Consider the following 22,456-nt stretch of genomic DNA (forward strand, 5'->3'; position numbering starts at 1 on the left):
GGGTCTGGCGCAATGTCTACGCATGTATACATAAAAGCGTAATCCACCGCACCGCGCATGTCTACCACTGTAGACATATGGATCATGAATGCGTTCACGCCCTGCCCCGCCACCGCGCCAGCCGGGCCGCAGCGGCCTGCATCGCCTGGTAGGCGACCGGGACCACCAGCAGGCTCAGCACGGTGGAACTGAGCAGGCCGCCGATCACCGCCACCGCCATCGGCTGCCGGAAGCTGGCGTCGGCGCCGATGCCCACCGCGATCGGCAACATGCCGGCCACCATCGCCACGGAGGTCATCAGGATCGGGCGCGCGCGGGTGCGGCAGGCATCGAGCAGCGCCTCGCGGCTGCCCAGGCCGGCCCGCATCGCGGTACTGGCGTGTTCCACCAGCAGGATCGCGTTCTTGCTGACAATGCCCATCAGCATCACCACGCCCAGCATCGAGGGGATGTCCAGCTGCGCCCCGGCCACCACCAGCGCCACCACCGCGCCGCAGGCCGACAGCGGGATGGCGGTCAGGATGGTCAGCGGCTGCGCGAGGTTGCCCAGCAGCAGCACCAGCACGCCGTAGACACAGACCACCGCCAGCAGCATCGCCCAGCCGAACGAAGCGGCCAGCTCGCCGGCCCATTCGGCATCGCCGGACTGCAGCAGGCCGACCGACGCCGGCAAGGCCTGCACCGCCGGCAAGGCGCGGACCTGCGCCAATGCCCGGCCCAGCGGCACGCCGCCGAGATCGGCCACCAGGGTGACCTGGCGCACGCGGTCGTAACGGTCCACCTGGGCCGGGCCGCTTTCGAGCGCGATGTCGGCCACGTTGGCCAGCGGCAGCAGTCCCGCACGGCCGCGCACCTGCAGGTTGCCCAGCGTGCTGTCCTCGGCCAGCAGCGCCCGCGGCAGGCGCACGCGCACATCCAGCTGGCGCTGTTCCAGGCTCAGCCGTGGCAGCGCGGCACTGAAGTCGCCACTGCTGGCGATGCGGATGGTCTCGCCCAGCGCCGCCGCGGTCAGGCCCTGCTCGGCCGCCGCCGCTGCGCGCGGGCGCACCACCATTTCCGGACGGTCCGGCCCGGCGGTGGTGCGCACGTTGGACAGGCCGGCGATGCCGCGCATGCCACGCATCACCGAAGACGCCGCGTGGGCCAGCGCCGTCGGGCTGTCGCTGGCCAGGATCAGCTCCAGGCGTTCGCCCAGCGCACCGGCACCGACGGCGAAGCGTGCGCCCGGCACGGCCTGCAACGCCTGCCGGATGCGCGCCTCGATCTGCTGCTGCGACGGCCGTTCGGCCGCTGGCACCAGCAGCACGGCCAGGCTGGCGCGCCCGGGGTCGGCACGCGCGCCGCCGTCCGGTCCGGCCGGCGCGGCGCCGGCGGCGATGTACACGCCGCGCACGCCGGCCAGCCCGGCAATCGCGCGGCGTGCCTGCTCGGCCCGTGCCAGCGTCGCCTGCAAGCTCCCGCCCGGCGGCAGTTCCAGCTGCACCGAGGTGTAACCACGGTCCGCCGCCGGTACCAGGCCGGCCGGCAGCTGCGTGGCCAGCAGCAGCGATCCCACCACCGTGCCCAGCGCGAGCAGCAGCGTCCGCAGCGGCCGCCGCAGCGCCGCATCGGCCAGCCGCAGGTAGGCGCGCATCCAGCGCCCTTCCTCGTTGCCATGCATCTGCAGCGGCGCATCGCGCAGCAGCGCTACCGCCAGCAGCGGCGTGACCAGGCGTGCCACCAGCAGCGAGGCCAGCACCGCGATCACCGTCGTCCAGCCGAACTGGCGGAAGAACAGCCCGGCCGTTCCGCTCATCAACGCGGTCGGCAGGAACACCACCACCAGGGTCAGCGTGGTGGCCAGCACGGCCAGTGCGATTTCATTGACCGCCGCCTCGGTGACCTCGCGGATCGGCTTGCCGCCCACCCGGTGCCGTTGGATGTTCTCCACCTCCACGATGGCATCGTCCACCAGGATGCCGACGATCACCGCCAGCGCCAGCAGGGTCAGCGTGTTGAGCGAATACCCCAGCCACTGCATGCCGATGAAGGTCGGCAGGATCGACAGCGGCAGCGCGGCGGCCGCGACCAGCGTCGCCCGCCAGTCGCGCAGGAACCACCACACCACCAGCACCGCCAGCAGCGCGCCTTCCCACAGCATCTGCATGGAGCCGCGGTACTGCTCGTGGGTGTAGTCGACCCGGTTCACCACTTCGGTGGCGCGCAGGCCGGGGTGTTCACGCACCAGCTGCTGCATCGCCGCGGCCACCCCGGCCGCCAGCGCCAGCTGGTCGCGGTCACGGGCACGGAAGATCTCCACGCCGATCACCGCTGCGCCGTCCAGTGTGGCCGCACGGGTGCGCAGCGCATGGCCATCACGCACGCGGGCCACCTCGTCCAGGCGCAGTTCGCGCCCATCGGCCAGCGCCACCGGCAGCGCGGCGACCTCCTCTGCACGCGCGGCCAGGGCGATCACCCGCACGGCCTGCTGGCCACCGCCCAGTTCGCTGCGGCCACCGGAAGACTGCTGCTGGTTCAGGCGCAGGGCACGCGACACATCGGCCACGGTGACCCCCAGCGCCGACAGCCGCGCCGGGTCCACCTCCACTTCGATTTCGCGGTCCACCCCGCCCACCCGGCCCACCGCCTCCACGCCGGGAATACGGCGCAGACGCCGGGTCAGCGCATCGTCGATGAACCATGACAGTGCCGCCTCATCCATCGCCGGCGAGGACAGCGCATAGGTCAGCACCGGGCTGACCGAAACGTGCACCGCCGACACCGTCGGCGGCAGCAGGTCGCTGGGCAGGTCCGCGCGGGTGCGGTCCACCGCATCCTTGGCTTCGATCAGCGCATCGGACAATGATTTGCCCAGCTCGAACTCGACGCGGATCGAGACCACGCCGTCACGGATCGAGGTGCGCAGGTGCTTGAGCGAGGGCAGCGTGGACAGCGCGTCCTCCACCTTGCGCGCCACCTCGCTTTCCAGCTGGCTGGGCACGGCACCGGGCTGGGCCAGGGTCACCTGCACCGTCGGCAGCTCGATGTCCGGATAGTCCTGCACCGGCAGCTGCTGGAAGCTGCGCAGCCCGCCCAGCACCAGCAGCACGAACAGCAGCACCACCGCGAACGGGTGGCGCAGCGACCAGGTCGCCAGGCTCACGGCAGGCCGCCCTTGGCCACGCCTGCCGGCAGGACCGCGCTGCGTACCCGGTCACCATCGGCGAGGAACCCCGCACCGGCCACCGCCACCGATTCGCCCACGGCCAGGCCCTGCACGATCTCGACGCGCTCGCCGCGGTGGCGCCCGGTCTGCACGCGGCGCTGCACCGCCGCCAACGTATCCCCCGCGGCATCGCCGGCAGCCTGGACCACGAACACCTGCGGCCGGCCGTCACGGATCACCACCGCCTCGGCGGGCACCGACACCGCCTGCACCTGCCCACCGAGCAGGCGCCCGCTGGCATACATGCCAGCGCGGGCGCTGCCGGCATTGTCCAGCTGCACATGCACCACCTGCAGGCGGCGGCTGCTGTCCAGCGCCGGTGCCAGCAGGCGCACGTGGCCTTCGGCCTGGCTGCCATCGGGCAGTGCCAGGACCGCACGCTGACCGACCCGCAGGCGCGTGGCCTGAGCGGTGGGCACTTCCGCGCGCCATTCCAGGGTGTTGTCCACGATCAGGCGGAACAGCGGCTCGCCGCCCACCGGCACCATGCCCAGGCTGGCCAGCCGTGCCGACAGCACGCCGGCCGCCGGGGCACGCACCCGCGTATTGGCCAGGGCCACCGCATTGCCCTGCAGCTGCGCCCGGGCCACGCCGACCTGGGCCTGCGCCACGCGCGCGTGGGTCACGCTGGTCTGGATGTCCTGTTCGCTCAACGCGCCCGCGCTGCGCTGGCGCAGTGCACGCTGTGCATTCTGCGCGGCCTGCTGCGCGCTGGCCTCGGCCTGCTCCAGTGTCGCCTGCAGTTCGGCCTGGCGCGCACGCAACGGGCGGTCATCCAGTTCGGCCAGCACCTGGCCCTGCACCACCGTGTCGCCGACATCGGCCGGCAGCCGTGCGATCGACAGGCCGGCCGCTGCTGCTGCCACCACCGCTTCATGCTGTGCGAACACGCTGCCGTCAGCGCGCACTTCGCTGGGCCACCACTGCTGGGTGGCCGTGGCCAGCGTCACGGTCATCGCCGGCGGTGCCGGCGGCGCACCTGCCGGCGTGCGCCGCAGCGCCACGCCGAGCACCAGGGCCACCGCCACCACCAGTACGCCGGCCACCAGCAGCAGGCGCCGCCGGCGCACACGCCCACGGGCCGTTGCGGCCACGGAAAGATCGACACCCACCTGAGTTACCTCGTCCGCTGTGCGACAGGCCCACGCCCGTCCTGCATGCCAGCATCGCAGCGACTTTTTAAGCGGCCTTTAGGCCGGCTGCGGAAACACCACGCGCACCCGGAAACCCCGCTTCTGCGGCCCGCACCCGGTATCGATCGACGCCCCGTGCTGGGCCGCGATACGCGCCACCAGCGCCAGGCCGATGCCACTGCCGCGCACATCCAGCGCCTGCGGCTGGCGCCGGAAGCGCTCGAACAGGCGCTGATGCTGGGCATCGGGCACGCCGGGGCCATCGTCTTCCACTTCCAGGAAGGCATGCGTCGTGCCCTGCACCGCTTCGTTGCCGCAGCGCACCCGCACCCGCGTGCCGACCGGGGTATGCCGCAGCGCGTTGTCCACCAGGTTGCGCAGCAGGATCGACAGCTCGTCCTGGTCGCCGGATACGCAGGCCCCGTCCACATCGGCATCCAGCCGCCGTCCGCCCAGCGTGGCGGCCATCGCATATTCGTCCACCGTATGCAGCACCACGTCCTGCAGGGCGCAGGCATGGCGCTCGGGTGCACGGCCGCCGGCATCCAGCCGTGCCAGGTCCAGTAGCTGCTCGCACAGCCGGCTGCTGCGGCGCACGCCCAGCTGGGCCTTCTCCAGTGCCCGCTGGCGCTGCTCGGCGGTGCCGGCATTCATCGCCACATCCAGCTGGGTCTGCAGCGCCGACAACGGCGTGCGCAGCTCATGCGCGGCATCGCTGAGAAAATTGCGTTCGGCCTGGATGGCATCATCCAGCTGCCGCAGCACGCCATTGAAGGCGCGCACCATCGGCGCGATCTCGGCGGGAAGCGCCTGTTCCGGCAACGGGGTGAGGTCGAACGCCGCCCGTGCCGACAGGGCCTGCTGCACGCTGGTGATCGGCCGCAGCGCCACCCGCACCGACCACCACATCATCAGGCCGGACAGCACCATGCCGATCGCGGCCAGGCTGACCGCCTTGACCGAGTGCTTCTGGAAATCGGCATCGATCAGCGCGCGGTCGTTGCCGACCTGCACCTGGTAGCGCCCGCTGCGGTCGGACAGCGCGTACACGCGGAACTCGCGGCCGTGCAGCGGCACGCTGGCAAAGCCCTCGCCGAAGCCCGCGCGCAACGGCACCTGCGGTGCATTGGCCGACGCGGTCAGCAGGGTACCGTCGCGCCGCCACACCTGCACCACCAGGCCATCCTCGGGCGTCGCGCCATCGCGCGCCTGCAGCCGCCCGCCGCCGCCCGGCCAGGCCGGTGCATCGGCCGGCATCGACTGCAGCACGCGCAGCGCCATGGCTTCCAGCTTGCTGTCCCAGTTGCTGTCCTGGCGGCTGCTGGTGAGTACATACATCACCCCCACCGCCAGCACCCAGGCCAGCAACACCCAGATGGCCAGCGCGCGCAGCATGCGCCCGCGCAGCGAGAACGGCTTCATGGCACATCCCCCAGCCGGTAGCCCAGGCCATGCTGGGTGACCACGATGCCGTCGCCCAGCTTGCGCCGCAGCTGGTGCACGAACACCGCCACCGTGTTGCTCTCCACCCGCAGGTCGTTGCCGTACACATGGCGTTCCAGGGTATCGCGGGCCAGCACCCGCCCCGGGTTCTGCAGCAATGCCAGCAGCAGGCGGTACTCGTACAGGCTCAGCGGCACCGGCACGCCATGGCGGGTGACCTGGCGGCGGTGCGGGTCCAGGCAGACCGGGCCACAGCACAGCACCGGCGCGAAGCTGCCCTGGCTGCGGCGGACCAGCGCACGCAGCCGCGCATTGAGTTCGTCCAGGTCGAATGGCTTGACCAGGTAGTCATCGGCCCCCTCATCCAGGCCACGGATGCGGCTGCTCAGCTGCGCGCGGGCGGTGATCAGCAGCACCGGCACCGGGTCGTGGCTGCGGCGCAGCCAGCGCAGCCAGGCCAGCCCGGATTCCCCGGGCAGGCCGATGTCCAGCAGCACCGCCGCAAAGGCGTGCCCTTCCATGCAGGCGCGCGCCGCTTCCGCGCTGCGCGCATGCTCGACCTGCCACCCCAGCTGGCGCGCACCATCACAGATGGCCTCGGCCAGCATCGCATCGTCTTCCACCAGCAGCAGGTTCACCACACGCTCCTCGACCGCCCGACGCGGTCAGAAATCCACCAGATACCCCAGCGACAGCGTGGTCAGCAGCCGATCATCGACGATCGGGCTGTCACGCAATGCTCCCCCCAGCCGCGTCGCGGCCAGGTCGAGGCCGATCGACTGGCGGCGGCCGATCCGCCGTTCCAGCCGCAGCCCGGCCCGCCAGAAACCGCTGCTGCCCGGGGCATAGGCCGCACGTCCGGGGGCGGCTTCCTCCGGGCGCACGCCCATGTAGTAATCCGCATAGTCTGCATCCACCCACCCCGCCTCCACCCGTGGCGTCAGCTGGAACTGCCCCAGCCGGTACGGGTGGCGCAGCGAAGCCACCACCTGGCGGCCGCCACTGGCACCGCCGACATCGGCCAGTGCTTCCAGCTGCCACTGCGTGCGGCCCAATGCGCCGCCGACCACCGGCCCGGCCCACAGCCCGGCACGACGGTCGCGCATGCCTGCCAGCACCGGGGAATCGGACGCCTCATAGCCCAGTCCCGGTTCGTAGCGCAGCCGCGCGCGCAGGTACATCGCATCGCCATCGCGCACCTTCAGGTCCAGCTGCGGGCCGGACACCGCCAGCCAGCGGTTGTCGTAGCGCAGTACCGGCAGCAGCAGCGTGCGGCGGTCGGCAGCGCGGTACGGCGGCTGCAGACTGGCCACAGCCACCCCCACCGCTCGTGCGGGGGCCGGCGTGTCCTCGGCGCGGGCCAGCGGCATCGCCAGCAGGGCGACGACCAGCAGCAGCGGACGGGGCAGCAGGCGCGGGCGGCGGCGCCGCAGGGAAGCAAAAGCGTAGGGACGGACCATCATCGGTTCCTCGGCGGTTGGTGGCACCGGGCCCTCTGCCCGGCGCCGCGATCATCCCGTCCGTGTTTTAGGATCCTCTTAAGCCCGGCACCGCCACCTCACGCGAACAGGCTGCGCGTCTCCAGGTACTGCTCGATGCCGGCCACCCCGAATTCCCTGCCGATGCCCGATTCCTTCAGGCCACCGATCGGCGCACCGGCCTCGTCCAGCATGTCGAACACCGCATTGACCATCAGGCTGCCCGCCTCGATGCGTGCCGCCACGGCGCGGCCGCGTTCCGGATCGGCCGTACCGACCCACCCCTGCAGGCCATAGGGCGAATCGTTGGCGATGGCAATCGCCTCCTCCTCGTCCGCATAGCCGATGACCGACAGCACCGGCCCGAAGATCTCCTCACGGGCGATGGTCATGCCGTTGTGCACATCGACGAACACCGTCGGCCGGGTGAACCAACCGGCCTCCAGCCCCGGCGGCGCGCCCAGGCCACCGGCCAGCAGGGTCGCGCCCTCGTCCAGCCCCGCCTGGATGTATCCCTGCACGCGCGCGTGCTGGGCCTGGCTGACCGCCGGGCCGATCGCGGTACCAGCATCTCCGGGCCGCCCGCTGCGCCAGGCCGGCAGGTGCCGCAGCAGCGCCTGCTGCGCCTCCTGCAGGCGCGCGCGTGGCACCAGCAGGCGGGAGCCTGCGATGCAGGCCTGGCCGTTGTTCATGAATGCCGTGGCCAGGGCGAAGGGAATGGCCGTGTCCATGTCCACGTCATCCAGCAGGATATGCGCGGATTTGCCGCCCAGTTCCAGCGTCAGCCGTTTCAGGGTATCCGCCGCCACCCGCATGATGTGCTTGCCCACCGCCGTGGAGCCGGTGAAGGACACCTTGGCCACCTGCCGGTGCCGCGCCAGCGCCTCGCCCACGGTATCGCCGCGGCCGTTGACCAGGTTGACCACTCCCGGCGGCAGGCCGGCGGCGTCCACGCATTCCATCAGCAGCCGGGTCTGCTGGGCACTGAGTTCGCTGGGCTTGATCACCACCGTGCACCCTGCGGCCAGCGCCGGGGCCAGCTTGTTGCAGATCATGAACACCGCCGAGTTCCACGGCGTGATCAGCGCGGCCACGCCCACGGCGTGGTTGGTCACCCACGCCTTGCCCATCTGCCGCTCGAACGGCACCTGTGGCAGGGTCGCGGCCATGTTGAGGAAGGCTTTGGCCGCACCCTGGATCGAGAACCGGCTGTGCCGTTCCACCGCGCCGTACTCCTGCGCGCGCGCCACCACGTGTTCGTCTTCGCGGGCCAGCAGTGCGGCATGCAACGCACGCAGGTAGCCGGCGCGTTCGTCCAGGCTGCTGCGCGAGAACGCCGGGAACGCCTTCACCGCGGCGGCCACGGCACGCTCGACATCGGTCGCATCGCCCAGCACCACCTCGGCGACGGTGGCGCCGGTGCTGGGATCCTGCAGGGGCAGGCGCTCCTCGCCGTGCGAAGCAACGAATCGGCCGTCGATGTAGTGGCTGTCGATGCACTTCATGCGTTGGCCTCCCGGGCGGCAGATGCCGACGATGACGGCGCCAGCAGCTGTTCACTCAGCCCCCACAGCGCATCGGCCGTCACCGGGTCCACGGCATAGGCCATCACCCCGCGTGCTTCCAGCGCTTCGGCCATCGGTGCACCTTCATGGCGCGGCAGCATCGCACCGGCAACGTCCACGTCTTCGCAGTACACGCCGCCGTGATCCTGCAGCTGCGGGCTGGTCGCGCACCACAGCTGGGTGGCGGCGCCCTGCGAGACCGTCTTCAGGCCGCGCGCAGGGTCCAGGATGGGCGTGCCGTCGGCCTGCATCACCCCGGCGGCCACCAGGTCGGCCGGGTCCAGGTGCTTTTCCAGACCGGTGCCGACAATCGACCCCGGGTGCACCGCAAACGCACGGATGCCCTCGCCCGCCTGGCGCCGGTCCAGCGCCACCGCGAACAGGATGTTGGCCGTCTTCGACTGGCCATAGGCCTGCCAGCGGTCATACGGGCGCTGCAGGAAATGCGGGTCGTGCAGGTGCACCGGCGAGAACCGGTGCCCGCGCGAGGACACCATCACCACCCGCGCGCCCTGTGCCCGCTGCAGCGCCGGCAGCAGCGCGGTGGTCAGCTGGAAATGGCCCAGGTGGTTGGTGGCGAACTGCGCCTCGTAGCCGCGCGCATCGCGCATCGGCGGGGTGGCCATGATGCCGGCCGAGTTGACCAGCAGGTGCAGCGGCAGGCCACTGGCCAGCAGGCGGTCGGTGAACGTGGCGATGGAAGCCGGGTCGGCCAGGTCCATCGGCAGGATCGTGATGTTGCCGACGCCCTCGAGCACGCGCGCCGCACGGGCCGGATCGCGGCTGGGCACCAGCACATGGGCACCGGCCGCCGCCAGCGCACGCACCGTCGCCGCGCCAAGGCCGGAATAGCCGCCGGTCACCAGCGCACGCTGGCCGTGCAGGCCGATGCCCTGCATCACCTCCTCGCTGGTCGTGGCCGGGCCGAAGCCGGAGCCGAGGGGAATCTGGGGGGTAGACATGCTGCAGCACTCCATGGGGAAAGAATCAGGCGGTGGCGGCACGGGCACGCGCCATCGCCGCGGTCTGGTGGCGACGGCCACGCGACAGCAGCATCGACGCGGACACGCCGAACACCAGGTAGGACAGCGCGATGGTCGGGCCGAGGCCGGCGTCGCTGGCCAGATGGTCGGCAAACAGCGCCACGGCGCTGGGGCCGACGGCCATGCCGACGGCGTTGTAGGTCATCACATAGGCGGCGGAAATGCGGCCACGCAGCGGCTCGGGGGTGATGATCTGCAGCGCCGCACCGGACACGCCGGAGAACGGCTGCACGAACTGGATCACCACGAACACGGCAATGGCCATCCACGCCGCCGTGCCCAGCCAGAAGCCCAGACCACCGACCACCGCCATCGCCACGGTGACCCGGGCGAAATAGCCCAGGTGCGCGTCCGCCTGCCCTGCCGCGTAACGGCGGTCCACCCACCAGCCGTTGAAGATGACACCGGCCATGCCCACCGGCACCGCCGCCAGCGCCATCACCAGCCCGACGGTACCCACGTCCATCGTGAACTGGCGCATCAGGTAGCTCGGCAGCCATGCCGCTGCACCGAACACGGCGGCCGCATGCAGGCTGAAGCCGAGGAAGTGGTGGCCCAGGAAGGCGCGGTTGTCGCGCACGAAGCCGCGCAGGGAGACGCTCGCGCTGCCCGGCCCGGGCCGTTCATGTGCTGGTTCGGGCGCCAGGAAGATCAGCAGCGCCGCGACGATGCCGGGCACGCCGGCGATGACGAACACCCATTGCCATGAGGCCAGCTCGCCCAGCAGCGGTACATGCAGCCCGGCAAAGCGGTCGGCCTCGGCAATCAGCAGGCCGCCCAGCAGGTAGGAGGCCGCCGCGCCGATCTGCGCGCCTACGCCCAGCACACCGATGGCCAGCGCCAGCCGCTGCGGCGGGAACAGCCGCGCCACCATCGACCAGCCGGCCGGCTGCAGCACCGCTTCACCGAAGCCCACCACGCAGCGAGCCACCAGCAGCTCGGTGAATGAACCAGCCAGGCCACAGGCCACGGTGGCCAGCGACCATACGGTGACACCGGCATAGATCGTCCAGCGCCGCGAGAAGTGGTCCACCAGCCAGCCCATCGGCATGCTGCCGATCAGGAAGAACACCGCGAACGCCGGCCCCTGCAGCAGGCCCATGCGCGCATCACTCAGGCCCAGGCTCTGCTTGATCGGGTCGACCATCAGGGCGATCGCATTGCGGTCGATCGAGGCCAGCACCGCCAGCAGCAACAGGATGGCCACGGTCAGCCAGGCGCGCCATTCCGGCGCGGGTGCAACAGCGGGGCGTGGGGACGGCGCGATAGACAAGGGCAACTCCTGCAACCGGTGAATGCCTCCAGACTAGGCGGGGCGTTCTGGATTGCGAATGCTTGTGAGTGCGGAATACCTGCGCCATAGTCCACGCATGCGTACTGACCCCCTCTCCGATCTGCTGCACCTGGCCAACGTCCAGCCGGTGGTCGCCGGCGGCTTCCGCGCCGGTGGCGACTGGTCGCTGCGGTTCCCGCCACCGGACAAGCTGAAGTTCTTCGCCCTGCTCAAGGGCAGCTGCTGGCTGCTGCTCGACGGCGCGGCGCAACCGCAGCGCGTGTACGAAGGCGATGTGTTCGTGCTGACCGCCCCGCGTGGCTTCGTGTTGTGCAGCGATCCGGCGGTACCACCCGTGCTGGCGGTGGAGGTGTTCACCGGCACCGAGGACAAGACCGCGCTGCTGGGCAGCGGGCAGGACTGCGAACAGATCGGTGGCCACGTGCGCCTGGACCCGGTGACCGGCCGCCTGCTCGGCGATGTGCTGCCGCCGCTGATCCACGTCCGCGCCGGCAGTTCGCGTGCCGAGCCGCTGCGCTGGCTGCTGGCGCAGCTGGTGCAGGAACGCACCGAACGCCCGGCCGGCGCCGCGCTGGCCTGTTCGCATCTGATCCAGCTGATGTTCCTGGCGGTGCTGCGCATCCACCTGCAGTCCGCACAGGCACTGCCGGCCGGCACCCTGCGCGCGATCGCCGACCGCCGGCTCGGCCCGGCGATGGCGCTGATGCATGCCGAGCCCGGCCGTGGCTGGGGCCTGCAGGAACTGGCGCGTGCGGCGGCGATGTCACGCAGTGCGTTCGCCGCCCATTTCCGCGCCACCGCCGGCGTCACCCCGGTGGCCTATCTCACCGAATGGCGCATGCGCCTGGCCGAAGGCGCGCTGCGCGATGAGGACATCACCATCGGCGCGCTCGCCAGCCGCCTCGGTTACAGCTCCGAAAGCGCCTTCAGCACCGCCTTCAAGCGCTCGGCCGGGCTGGCCCCGCGCGGGTTCCGCGAAGCGGCGCGGCAACTGCGCGAAGGCTGAGCGCGCACCTCACCAGCGCAGCACGATGCGCCCGGCCAGCGCCCCCAGCGCGGCCACCAGCAGCACCGCCACGTGGTACCACAGCGCCACGAACGCGGCGCCGTCATTGAGGCAGGCCACCGTGTACGCCAGTGCCGCCATCGCCCCGGCCAGCACGCCGGCCAGCGCGCCCGCCACGGCGGGCCGGGTGGGAAGCGCCGCGCGCAGCCACCACAGGGCCCCGGCCAGCACCGGCAGTGCGGCCAGCACGATGGTGCCCACGCAGCGGGCCACCGACCACGTCGATGCGCCCAGCAAGGGATAGCCGGAGCGGTCCAGCAGCAGGCCCGCCAGCAGCACCAGCAGCAACGGCCACACCACGCGCAGTGGCCGCAGCGCGACCCCGGGCTGGCCGGCGCGATGCACCAGCACCGCCGCCGCCAGCGACAGCAGCCCCATGCAGGCGATCTTGAAGGCGAACAGGCCGGTGCCAGCCACGCCGGCCAGATCGGGACGCGCCCCGGCCACGCCCAGCACCACCGCCAGCGCCGCCAGCAGCGCCAGCGGCACCGCCCATCCGCGCCGCGCCATCGCGCCTGCCGGCGCCGGCGTGGCCGGCTCTGCAGCCAACCGTGCCACCAGCGCAGCGGTATCGGCTGGTGTGGTGGGCGTACCCGTCATCGGGGGCTGGGGGCTCATCGTGCGTCTCCTCGCGCGCGCTCTGTCAGGCGGCGCAATGCGCGGTGCAGTGTCACCCGCACCGCACCTTCGTTGGAATGGAAGTGGTCGGCCGCTTCGCGTGCACTGCGGCCCTCCAGATGGATCGCGCGCACCAGCGCCTGCTGGCGCGCGGGCAAGGTGGCCAGCAGCCGCGCCACGTCCAGCGGCGCATCCGGGGCCAGTGTCTCTTCGGCCAGCAGCGCTTCCCAGCGCGGTGCATCCAGGTCCAGGTGGCGCCGCGCATCGCGGCTGGCACGGCGGCACGCATCGTTGATCTTGTAGCGCACGATGGCATGCAGCCACGGCAGCAGCGGGCGCTGCTCATCCCAGCGGGCGTGCTGCTGGTGCACGGCCAGCAGCACCTCCTGCACCACGTCCTCGGCATCGGCCGCTGGCTGGCCGCCCAGCAGCATCTGCCGGGTCACGAAACGGCGCAGGAACGCCGCCAGTTCCTGCAGGAACGCCGCGTACGCCGTGGCGTCGCCCTGGCGGGCAGCCAGCAGCGCGACGGTCCAGCGGGAAGAGCGGGTGTGCATGGCGATGCGGAAAGGCCGTACCCAGGGTGAACGGCGGCGAGTATACGGCGGCCTTCGGCAACCCCCGGTAACGGTGGGGTGTAACGAATCGCCCGCCTGCAGCGAACAGGTAAGGGAAGCACCTGCGCTTCCCCACAAGGACCACCCCATGAACCTGCGTCACCTAACCTTCTCCGCCCTGCTGGGCCTGTCCCTGGTGTTCGCCGGCAGTGCCGGCGCGCAGCCGGCCCCGGCAGCAGCCCCCCCGGCCAACAATGTCGTGCTGGTGCACGGCGCCTGGGCCGATGGCTCCAGCTGGGCCGAGGTCATCCCGCTGCTGCAGCGTGCCGGCCTGCATGTCACCTCGGTGCAGAACCCGCTGACCTCGCTGGCCGACGACGTGGCGGCCACCCGCCGCGTGCTGGCCCAGCAGGAGGGACCGACCGTGCTGGTCGGCCATTCCTATGCCGGTAACGTGATTTCCGATGCGGGCGTGGACCCGAAGGTCAGCGCGCTGGTCTACGTGGCCGCACGTGCCCCGGACGCCGGACGCCGGCGAGGACTTCGCCGCGCTGGCCGCGCGCTACCCGACCATGCCGGTACGCGCCGGGGTGGAAACCCATGATGGCTACGCCACCATCAACGAACAGGCCTTCCTGAAGTACTTCGCCAACGGCGTCCCGGCCGCGCGCGCACGCACCCTGTACGCCGTGCAGCAGCCGATCGCCGCCACGCTGTTCAATGGCCGCACCCAGGCCGCGGCCTGGCACGACAAGCCCAGCTGGTACGCCGTCTCGCGCGATGACCAGACCACCTCGCCGGACCTGCAGCGCTTCCTGGCCAAGCGCATGAACGCGCACACGGTGGAGCTGGCCTCCGGGCACCTTTCGCTGGTGTCGCACCCGCGCGAGATCGCCAACCTGATCCTGGCCGCGGCCGGCCGTGCGCCGTTGAAGTGAGCGGGTGCATTTAGATGACGATCCGGTAATGTCCGGGTCAGGGCGCTGAAAGGCGCAGGCCCCTAGCCTGCGCCTTCCTTCCCTGCTGCAAGGCCCCGCCGATGTCGTCCACCTTCCGTCGCCTGATTCCCGTCGCCAGCGTGCTGCTGGGCAGTGCCCTTGCCCCGCTGGCGCTGGCCCATCCCGCGCTGGTGCGCTCCACCCCGGCTGCCGATGCCAGCGTGGCGCCGACCGCCCAGATCGAGCTGGCCTTCAACGAGCCGGTGATGCCGCGTGCCACCCAGATCCAGCTGAGCATGGGCCACGGCAACATGCAGATGGCCATGCCGACGTCCCAGCAGCAGGTGCTTGATGATGGCCGCACCCTGCGCGCGACGTTCAAGACGCCGCTGCCGGCGGGCAGCTACACGCTGCAATGGCGCGCGGTCGGCCAGGACAGCCACCCGATGACCGGCAGCTTCGCCTTCACCGTCAAGTAAGGCCGGTTCCGCATGGACGCCGCGCCCTACCTGCTGCGCCTGGCGCTGTACCTGCTGCTGATGCTGCTGTTCGGGCGGGCACTGTACGCGCACTCCACCCGCGCGCCCGCAGGGATGGCGATGACCGCGCTGGCCCTGCTGCTGGTGCTGGTCGATGCCGTGGCGCGCCTGTGCCAGGTGCTCGGCATCGACCTGCGGCAGCTGGATGCCGACAGCGTGCGCTGGTACCTGCTCGCGCTGCCGGTCGGCGCTGCCACGCTGGTGCGGGTGGCGGCGCTGCTGGCCCTGCTCGGCCTGCAGACCCTGCCGCGGCGGCCCTCGATGCCACGCCGGCTGGCGATGGGCCTGCTGGCCGCCGTGGCGCTGGCCAGCCTGGCCTGGAATGGCCACGCCGCCGCCGGTGAAGGCCTGCGCGGGCAACTGCGGTTGGGTGCGGGCATCGCGCATCTGCTCGCCGCCGGTGCCTGGCTGGGCGCGATCGCCGCATTGCTGCAACAGGCGCTGCGCCCGCAGGGCCCCAACCTGCGCGCACGCGGCCGGCACCTGCTCGATGCCCTGCAGGGCTTTGCCGTGCCGGGCACGCTGATCGTGGCCACGCTGGCACTGACCGGCAGCTATGCCTACCTCGACCTCGGCGGCTCGCCCACCACGCTGGTCACCACCGCCCATGGCCGCTGGCTGCTGCTGAAACTGGCACTGGTGGCCGGCATGCTGCTGCTGGCGGCACTGCACCGCTGGCGGCTGGTACCGGCGCTGCAGCAGGCCGTGCACGTTGCCTGGCAACCCGCGCCGATCCAGCACCTGCGCCGCAGCCTGGCCGCAGAAGCGTTGCTGGCCCTGCTGGTACTGGCCTGCGTGGCCCTGCTGGGCACGCTGGACCCGCTGCACTGAGCGGGCCTCTGCTAGCCTGCATCCACGCCCCATCGCCACTGCCGACACCCCATGAAACTGCTCATCATCGAAGACGAGCCCAAGACCGGCAGCTACCTGCGGCAGGGCTTGGTCGAGGCCGGCTATGTGGTCGATCTGGTCGATGACGGCCTCGATGGCCTGCACCACGCCGGCAGCGGCGAATACCAGCTGGTCATCCTCGATGTGATGCTGCCCGGGCTCGATGGCTGGAACGTGCTGTCGCGCCTGCGTGCCGCCGGGCAGCAGGTGCCGGTGCTGTTCCTCACCGCACGCGGCAGCATCGGCGACCGCGTGCAGGGCCTGGAACTGGGGGCCGATGACTACCTGGCCAAGCCCTTCGCCTTCGCCGAACTGCTGGCCCGCGTGCGCACCCTGCTGCGGCGTGGCCAGGCCGCACCGCAGGCCGAACGCATCGTGGTGGCCGATCTGCTGGTGGACACCCTGCGCCGCCGGGTCGAGCGCGGTGGTCAGCGCATCACGCTCAGCCAGAAGGAATACGCCCTGCTGGAGCTGCTGGCGCGACGCCGCGGCGAGGTGTTGCCGCGTTCGCTGATCGCCTCGCAGGTGTGGGACATGAATTTCGACAGCGACACGAATGTCATCGATGTGGCGATCCGCCGCCTGCGCGCCAAGATCGATGATCCATTCATCGACAAGCTGATCATCACCGTGCGTGGCATGGGCTATGTGCTGGAGGCGCCGGAGGATGTGGCGCAACGGCCACGATGAGCCGCCGCACGCGCTTCACCCGGCTGTCCACCGCCAACCGGCTGACCGTGCTGTTCGCGGTCGTCACCATCGGGGTGATGGCCGCGCTGGGGCTGGCCATCCGCCTGAGCGTGCGCCACAACCTGATCGCACAGGATTACGCCGAGCTGGAGAACAAGGCGGCGTTGATCGCCGACATCGCCCGCAGCGCGCCCTCCGCCGGCCGTGCCGAACGCCTGGCCGTGGCCCTGGGCCACCACCCGGACATGGCCTTCGCCGTGCGCGATGACAACGGGCAGCTGCTGTTTTCCACCGCCCCGGGCGAGCTGCAGGCCTACGCCCGCCAACAACCGGCCGACGCCCACCCGGTGCGCCGCGACTGGGTGCTGGCCGATGGCCGCCGTTTCCACGTCCTGCACCTGCGCCAGCCGCTGCCCGAAGGCGGCCAGCTGAGCGTACTGCTCGGCATCGATGACGTGCGCCATGCCGCCTTCCTGCACCGCTTCCAGCAGTTGCTGGCGGCCTGCATCATGGCCGCCGCGCTGGCCAGCAGCCTGCTCGGCGGCTATGTGGTGCGGCGCAGCCTGCGCCCGCTGCGTACCCTGGCCGACGAAGCCCGCCAGGTGACCGCCGAGCGCCTGGACCGCCGCCTGTCCAGCGAGGGCGCGCCGGTGGAGCTGGAGCAGCTGGCCCACACCCTCAACGGCATGCTGGCCGGGCTGCAGCAGGATTTCGACCGGCTGGCCGCGTTCTCCGCCGATCTGGCGCATGAGCTGCGCACGCCCATCACGAACATGCTCACCCAGGTGCACGTGGTGCTGGCCCACCCGCGCAGCGCCGAGGATTACCGCGATACGCTGGCCTCCTGCGCCGAGGAACTGCAGCGGCTGTCGCAGACCGTGGGCGACCTGCTGTACCTGGCCCAGGCCGAAGCGCACGGCGCGCTGCCCTCGCGCGAGCCGGTGGCGATGGCAGCACTGGCCGATGCCCTGCTGGAGTTCTACGGCCTGCTGGCCGAGGACCGGCAGCTGCGGCTGCTGCGCGAGGGCGAGGCCCGGCTCGACGGCAACCGCCTGATGCTGCACCGCGCACTGGCCAACCTGCTGTCCAATGCCCTGCAGCACGCGGCCCCCGGCAGCACCGTGCGGGTGGTGCTGCAGCAGCAGGCCGGCCAATGCCGCATCAGCGTGCACAACACCGGCACGCCGATTCCGGCCGCATTGCAGCCGCGGCTGTTCGACCGCTTCTACCGCGCCCCCCGGCACCGCGAACAACCCCGCCATGAAGGCGCCGGGCTGGGCCTGGCCATCACCCGCGCCATCGCCCAGGCCCACGGCGGCAGCGTCGAACTGGTGTCCGATGCCGATGGCACGGTGTTCACCCTGGTGCTGCCCCGCGCTGCACGCTCCTGAGTCCAGGCCGGCAACGTCCGCCCTGCGACACTCCGTCGCAGGCCCCGCGCGCGCCAGGGAACCTGCCAGCCCCGGCGCGGCCACGTAGAATTGCCGCCGTGCATGCGCGTTTCCACCACCGCCAGCCGTTCCACCGCCGGATGCAGATCCTGGCGGCGCTGGCGATCGCCCTGCTGGTGCTGGCACCGCTGGTCAGCCGCGCGCTGCTGTACGCCACACCCGCAGGCGCATCGCATGCGCACACGCCTGCCGCGCACGACAGGGCGATGATGGACCACAGTGCGCACGGGCAACACGGCGCACACATGTCCATGCACATGCACATGGACATGCACGGCAGCGCAGCCACGCCTGCGCCTGCCCCCAGCGATCCGCATGCCGGCCATGAGATGGGCGTGGACTGCGATTACTGCGCCATCGCCGCGCGCATGACCACCCTGGTGCTGGCCGCGCTGTGGCTGCTGATCGCCTGGATACCGCCACGCCGTGCCCTGTCCGGGCTGGCACGCACCCATGCCGCGCCTCCGCCGCACGCCTACGCAGCCCGCGGCCCACCCGCACTGGCTGCCTGAGTTCCCTGCCGACGCACCCCATCAATGCTGCCCCGCACTTCGCGCGCGGGCGCGGCGGGATATGCGTGGCCCCTGCTGCATGGGGGCCCGCACATGGCCTCGCGTCGGCCCGCGGACTGCCTGCCGTGCCTGCCCGGTCGTGTTGCCGGGCCCGATGACGCGACCGCTGCCGACAGCGGCCGCCTGCTTTGCGTGAACAACCATGTCCCGATTCCGTCCTGCCGCCCGCCCTGCGGGCGCCTTCAGCGCGCTTGCCTGCGCGCTGGCCACTGCCTTTTCCGCCCATGCCGCCGATGATCCGCTGCGCACCCTGGACACCGTGCGCGTGCTCGACACCCGCGCCGGCACGCTCGGCCTGGCCACCAGCACCGGCTCATCGCTGGGCCTGGATGCCCTGCAGACCCCGGCCAGCCTCACCGTGGTCACCCGTGCCCAGCTGGAACAGCGTGGCGATGCCAGCCTCAACGATGCGATCAGCCGCGCCGGTGCGATCAGCGCGATGCCGCACCCCGGCAACGGCCTGAGCGCCCTGTCCAGCCGCGGCTTCACCGACAGCGCCTCGGTCATGCGCCTGTACGACGGCCTACGCCAGTACGGCGGTATCGGCGTCACCTTCCCCTTCGACACCTGGTCGATCGAACGCATCGAAGTGCTGCGCGGCCCGGCATCGGTGCTGTACGGCGATGGCGCCATCGGCGGCGTGGTCAACATCGTGCCGAAGAAGCCGCACCTGGGCGCCATCGAGAACGAGGTGCAGCTCACCCTCGGCAGCGAAGACACCGCCCGCCTCGGTTTCGGCTCCGGTGGCGCGCTCTCGCCCACCCTGGCCTACCGCGTGGATGCCAGCGGCAACTACAGCGGCGGCTGGGTCGATCGCGGCCGCAGTGCCGATGCCACTTTCAACGGCGCGCTGCTGTGGCAGCCCCGCGCGGACCTGCAGTTCACCCTGACCCACGCCGAGGGCTACCAGGCACCGATGCGCTACTTCGGCACGCCGCTGGTCAACGGCCAGCAGCTCGACGCGCTGCGCCACCGCAACTACAACGTGGCCGACAGCATGATCCGCTTCCGCGACCGCTGGAGCCAGCTCGATGCGGTATGGACCCCGAACGCCTCCGTCGAATGGCGCACCCGCCTGTACCAGGTGGACAGCCAGCGCGACTGGCGCAATGCCGAACGCTACGTCTTCAATCCGGCCAGTGGCCTGATCGACCGCTCGGACAACACCGAAATCACCCACCGCCAGGACCAGACCGGGTTGACCTCCACCCTGCGCCTGACCGGCACGCTGGGCGGCTTCGGCAACGCGCTGGCGATCGGCGTGGATGCCAACCGCGCCCACTTCACCCACACCAACAACACCTACACCGGCAGCTCCGGCCCGGTGGACCCGTTCAATCCCGTGCCTGGGCAGTTCGCCAGCGCCGCACCAAACATTCCGCGCTACCGCAACAGCGCCGAGCAGGTCGCCCTGTTCGCCGAGGACCGCATCGCCCTCACCGAGCGCTGGTCGCTGCTCGGCGGCCTGCGCCATGACCGCGCCACCATCGAGCGCACCGACCTGGTCAGCGGGCAAGCGGCGTTTTCCAAGCGCTATTCCAGCACCGGCTGGCGCACCGGTACGGTGTTCGCGGTCACCCCGGGGTTCAGCGTCTACGCGCAGTACGCGCAGGCGGCCGATCCGGTCAGCGGCCTGCTGATGATCAGCCCGGCCAACGGCGTGTTCGACCTATCCAAGGGCCGCCAGGTGGAAGTCGGCGTGAAGCAGGCCTTCGACCGTGGCGAATGGACGCTGGCCGCCTACCGCATCCGCAAGACCGGCCTGCTCAGCCGCGATCCGCTCGATCCCTCGCAGCGGGTGCAGATCGGCGCGCAGACCTCACGTGGCATCGAGGCCTCGCTGAACTGGGAATTCGCCCCCGACTGGTCGCTGGACCTCAATGCCACCGTGCTCAAGGCCGAGTTCGAGGACTTCCTGGAAACCACCGGCACCCCGCCGCGGCTGGTCTCGCGCGATGGCAACGTGCCGCCCAATGTGGCCGAACGCCTGGCCAATGCGTGGCTGGGCTGGCGCTTCCTGCCGGACTGGCAGCTGGCTGGCGGCGTGCGCTACGTCGGCAAGCGCTACGCCGACAACGCCAACACACTGGAACTGCCCGGCTATGCCACCACCGACCTGTCGCTGAGCTGGCAGGCCCGGCCGGCCACACGCATCACCGCCCGCGTGTTCAACGTGTTCGACAAGGCCTACTACAGCACCGCCTATTACACCGCCACGCAATGGCTGCTCGGTGCAGACCGGCGCGTTGAACTGAGCCTGGACCACCGGTTCTGAGCACCGCCATGTCCTGGAGCGCGCGCGGCAAACGCTGGACCTACCTCACCCACCGCTGGCTGGGCATCGGCGGCTGCGTGCTGATGCTGCTGTGGTTCCTCAGCGGCATGGTGATGCTGTTCATCGGCTACCCCAAGCTGACCCCGCAGGAGCGGCTGGCGGCCACTGCGCCGCTGGCCGCCAGCGGCCTGCGCGGGCTGGACGTGCTGCCCCCCGCACTGCAGGCCCGGCCGGAGAGCGTGGCCTTGCGCCTGCTGCGCGGCCAGCCCGTGTACCTGGTGCGCGCCGGCAAGGACGCCGGGGCCTGGTCGGCCCGCGATGGCCGGCCACTGCCGGCGGTGGACACCGCGACGGCGGCGCAGTCGGCGGCGGCTTTTGCCGGTGCCGACGCGCACGCTGTCGCCCCGGTTGGTGAGGACCGCTGGACGCACAGCGGTGCGCTCGATCCGCACCGGCCCCTGTACCGGGTGGAGGTCGGTGGCCCTGCGCCGGCCTCGTTGTACGTATCGTCGCGCACCGGTGAAGTGGTGCTGGACGCACCGTACGCCCAGCAGCGCTGGAACTACGTCGGTGCGTGGCTGCACTGGGTCTACATGATCCGCATGCAGCCGCGCGATCCGGTCTGGACCTGGACCGTCATCGTGCTGTCGGCCCTGTGCAGCATCGCCGCCTTCAGCGGTGTGCTGGTCGGGGTGTGGCGCTGGCGGTTCCAAGGGCGGTACCGCTCCGGCGCGAAGACGCCGTACACCGAACCGTGGATGCGCTGGCACCACCTGCTGGGGTTGATGGCCAGCGCGCTGGTGTGCACGTGGATCTTCAGCGGCCTGATGTCGATGAATCCGGCCGGCCTGTTCAGCAGCGAACGCAGCGGCGGGGCGATGGACGCCTACCGGGGGCCACCACCGTCGCTGGACAGCGCGGTCGCGCAGCCGGCCCACGTGCTGGACGCGCTGGCCGATGCCGGCTTCGCACCGGTGGAGCTGCAGTGGCGGCGCATGGGCGGCGCGCTGTACGCGCTGGCCTTCGACCGTACCGGTGAGGTGCGCGTGGTCAACGCCCGCCTGCAGATCGCCCGACAGCTGCCCCGCGTGCAGGTGGAACAGGCCGCACGCTCGCTGGTGGCGGCACCGGTGTTGACGGCCACGGTCATCGAACGTACCGATGCGTACTACTACGCGCGTGCCGCCGAAGCGATGAACGGCGCCGCCTCACGGCGCCTGCCCGCGTTGAAGCTGACCTATGCCGACCCGGCCGCCACCACCGCCTACATCGAACTGGCCACCGGCGATGTGGTGCTGGTGATGGGCCAACGCGAACGGGTGGGACGCTGGCTGTTCAATTTCCTGCACAGCTGGGACCTGCCGGTGATGCTGGGGGCCGCCGGCACCCGCCAGGCGATCCTGCTGCTGCTGAGCCTCGGCGGCACGGCCTTGTGCAGCACCGCCCTGGTGATCGCCTGGCGGCGGTTGCGGCGCAAGTTCGGTGCAGCACCACAACGCCGACACGGGTAGATCCACGCCATGCGTGGATGAACCGCCGATACCCCACCCGCCCCCAGCCACGCATGGCCACGCATGGCATGATTCCCTGTAGATCCACGCCATGCGTGGATGAACCACCGATACATCCACCCGACCCAAGCCACGCATGGCGTGGCTCTACCCTGTTGACATGCGTGGATGAACCGCCGATACACAC

General features: G+C 71.1%; 20 protein-coding genes. 10 read left to right on the forward strand and 10 right to left on the reverse strand.

What is annotated here, in order from left to right; translation table 11 throughout:
* Window positions 1-94: 94 nt before the first annotated feature.
* The 8 genes from Q9R17_RS19550 to Q9R17_RS19585 form a co-directional block, all read right to left on the reverse strand.
* The gene (locus Q9R17_RS19550; RefSeq protein WP_308156241.1) at window positions 95-3,142 is read right to left on the reverse strand and encodes an efflux RND transporter permease subunit; all 3,048 of its coding nucleotides are present in this window, start codon (window positions 3,140-3,142) and stop codon (window positions 95-97) included.
* Window positions 3,139-4,299, reverse strand: a complete 1,161-nt coding sequence (locus Q9R17_RS19555) for an efflux RND transporter periplasmic adaptor subunit (protein ID WP_308156242.1) — start codon at window positions 4,297-4,299, stop codon at window positions 3,139-3,141. Before Q9R17_RS19555 ends, Q9R17_RS19550 begins: the two co-directional genes overlap by 4 nt.
* Before the next feature lie 96 nt (window positions 4,300-4,395).
* A complete protein-coding gene (locus Q9R17_RS19560) occupies window positions 4,396-5,760 on the reverse strand; it encodes an ATP-binding protein (RefSeq protein ID WP_308156243.1) in 1,365 nt (454 codons plus the stop codon).
* A complete protein-coding gene (locus tag Q9R17_RS19565) occupies window positions 5,757-6,419 on the reverse strand; it encodes a response regulator transcription factor (protein WP_308156244.1) in 663 nt (220 codons plus the stop codon). The genes Q9R17_RS19560 and Q9R17_RS19565 overlap by 4 nt, the downstream gene beginning before the upstream one ends.
* Before the next feature lie 27 nt (window positions 6,420-6,446).
* A complete protein-coding gene (locus tag Q9R17_RS19570; RefSeq protein ID WP_308156245.1) occupies window positions 6,447-7,241 on the reverse strand; it encodes a MipA/OmpV family protein in 795 nt (264 codons plus the stop codon).
* Window positions 7,242-7,339: 98 nt separating this feature from the next.
* Window positions 7,340-8,764, reverse strand: coding sequence for an aldehyde dehydrogenase family protein (locus tag Q9R17_RS19575; protein WP_308156246.1), 1,425 nt, complete (start codon window positions 8,762-8,764; stop codon window positions 7,340-7,342).
* Window positions 8,761-9,786 (reverse strand): SDR family NAD(P)-dependent oxidoreductase, encoded by a 1,026-nt coding sequence (locus Q9R17_RS19580; protein WP_308156247.1) that lies wholly within the window; start codon window positions 9,784-9,786, stop codon window positions 8,761-8,763. Before Q9R17_RS19580 ends, Q9R17_RS19575 begins: the two co-directional genes overlap by 4 nt.
* A 25-nt stretch (window positions 9,787-9,811) precedes the next feature.
* On the reverse strand, window positions 9,812-11,140 hold the full coding sequence (locus tag Q9R17_RS19585; RefSeq protein WP_308156248.1) for an MFS transporter: 1,329 nt from the start codon (window positions 11,138-11,140) through the stop codon (window positions 9,812-9,814).
* Window positions 11,141-11,237: 97 nt separating this feature from the next.
* Between Q9R17_RS19585 and Q9R17_RS19590 the strand changes: the two genes are divergently transcribed.
* A complete protein-coding gene (locus tag Q9R17_RS19590) occupies window positions 11,238-12,167 on the forward strand; it encodes an AraC family transcriptional regulator (protein WP_308156249.1) in 930 nt (309 codons plus the stop codon).
* 9 nt (window positions 12,168-12,176) lie between these two features.
* Here Q9R17_RS19590 and Q9R17_RS19595 read toward each other — a convergent pair whose 3' ends face one another.
* Together Q9R17_RS19595 and Q9R17_RS19600 are read right to left on the reverse strand one after the other, a co-directional pair.
* Window positions 12,177-12,845 carry an NrsF family protein gene (locus Q9R17_RS19595; protein ID WP_308156250.1) on the reverse strand — a complete coding sequence of 223 codons (669 nt, stop codon included), beginning with the start codon at window positions 12,843-12,845 and terminating at the stop codon, window positions 12,177-12,179.
* Entirely contained in the window at window positions 12,842-13,402 is a 561-nt protein-coding gene (locus Q9R17_RS19600) for a sigma-70 family RNA polymerase sigma factor (RefSeq protein ID WP_308156251.1), read from the reverse strand. Before Q9R17_RS19600 ends, Q9R17_RS19595 begins: the two co-directional genes overlap by 4 nt.
* A 148-nt stretch (window positions 13,403-13,550) precedes the next feature.
* Here Q9R17_RS19600 and Q9R17_RS19605 point away from each other — a divergent pair, with 148 nt between their 5' ends.
* The 9 genes from Q9R17_RS19605 (at window position 13,551) to Q9R17_RS19645 (ending at window position 22,269) form a co-directional block, all read left to right on the forward strand.
* A complete protein-coding gene (locus Q9R17_RS19605; protein ID WP_308156252.1) occupies window positions 13,551-14,006 on the forward strand; it encodes an alpha/beta hydrolase in 456 nt (151 codons plus the stop codon).
* Window positions 13,993-14,340 (forward strand): alpha/beta fold hydrolase, encoded by a 348-nt coding sequence (locus tag Q9R17_RS19610; RefSeq protein WP_308156253.1) that lies wholly within the window; start codon window positions 13,993-13,995, stop codon window positions 14,338-14,340. Before Q9R17_RS19605 ends, Q9R17_RS19610 begins: the two co-directional genes overlap by 14 nt.
* Window positions 14,341-14,441: 101 nt before the next feature.
* Window positions 14,442-14,819 carry a copper homeostasis periplasmic binding protein CopC gene (copC, locus tag Q9R17_RS19615; protein WP_308156254.1) on the forward strand — a complete coding sequence of 126 codons (378 nt, stop codon included), beginning with the start codon at window positions 14,442-14,444 and terminating at the stop codon, window positions 14,817-14,819.
* Window positions 14,820-14,831: 12 nt separating this feature from the next.
* Window positions 14,832-15,710, forward strand: a complete 879-nt coding sequence (gene copD / locus Q9R17_RS19620; protein WP_308156255.1) for a copper homeostasis membrane protein CopD — start codon at window positions 14,832-14,834, stop codon at window positions 15,708-15,710.
* Window positions 15,711-15,761: 51 nt separating this feature from the next.
* Window positions 15,762-16,460, forward strand: a complete 699-nt coding sequence (locus tag Q9R17_RS19625; RefSeq protein ID WP_308156256.1) for a heavy metal response regulator transcription factor — start codon at window positions 15,762-15,764, stop codon at window positions 16,458-16,460.
* Window positions 16,457-17,851: a heavy metal sensor histidine kinase gene (locus Q9R17_RS19630; RefSeq protein ID WP_308156257.1), complete on the forward strand. Its 1,395-nt coding sequence runs from the start codon at window positions 16,457-16,459 to the stop codon at window positions 17,849-17,851. The genes Q9R17_RS19625 and Q9R17_RS19630 overlap by 4 nt, the downstream gene beginning before the upstream one ends.
* A 98-nt stretch (window positions 17,852-17,949) precedes the next feature.
* A complete protein-coding gene (locus Q9R17_RS19635) occupies window positions 17,950-18,423 on the forward strand; it encodes a DUF2946 family protein (RefSeq protein WP_308156258.1) in 474 nt (157 codons plus the stop codon).
* Window positions 18,424-18,625: 202 nt separating this feature from the next.
* Window positions 18,626-20,758, forward strand: coding sequence for a TonB-dependent receptor (locus Q9R17_RS19640; RefSeq protein ID WP_308156259.1), 2,133 nt, complete (start codon window positions 18,626-18,628; stop codon window positions 20,756-20,758).
* 8 nt (window positions 20,759-20,766) lie between these two features.
* Complete coding sequence (locus Q9R17_RS19645; RefSeq protein WP_308156260.1) at window positions 20,767-22,269, forward strand: PepSY domain-containing protein; 1,503 nt, start codon at window positions 20,767-20,769, stop codon at window positions 22,267-22,269.
* Window positions 22,270-22,456: the final 187 nt, after the last annotated feature.

The organism is Stenotrophomonas sp. 24(2023), assembly GCF_030913365.1.
Taxonomy (GTDB): Bacteria; Pseudomonadota; Gammaproteobacteria; order Xanthomonadales; family Xanthomonadaceae; genus Stenotrophomonas.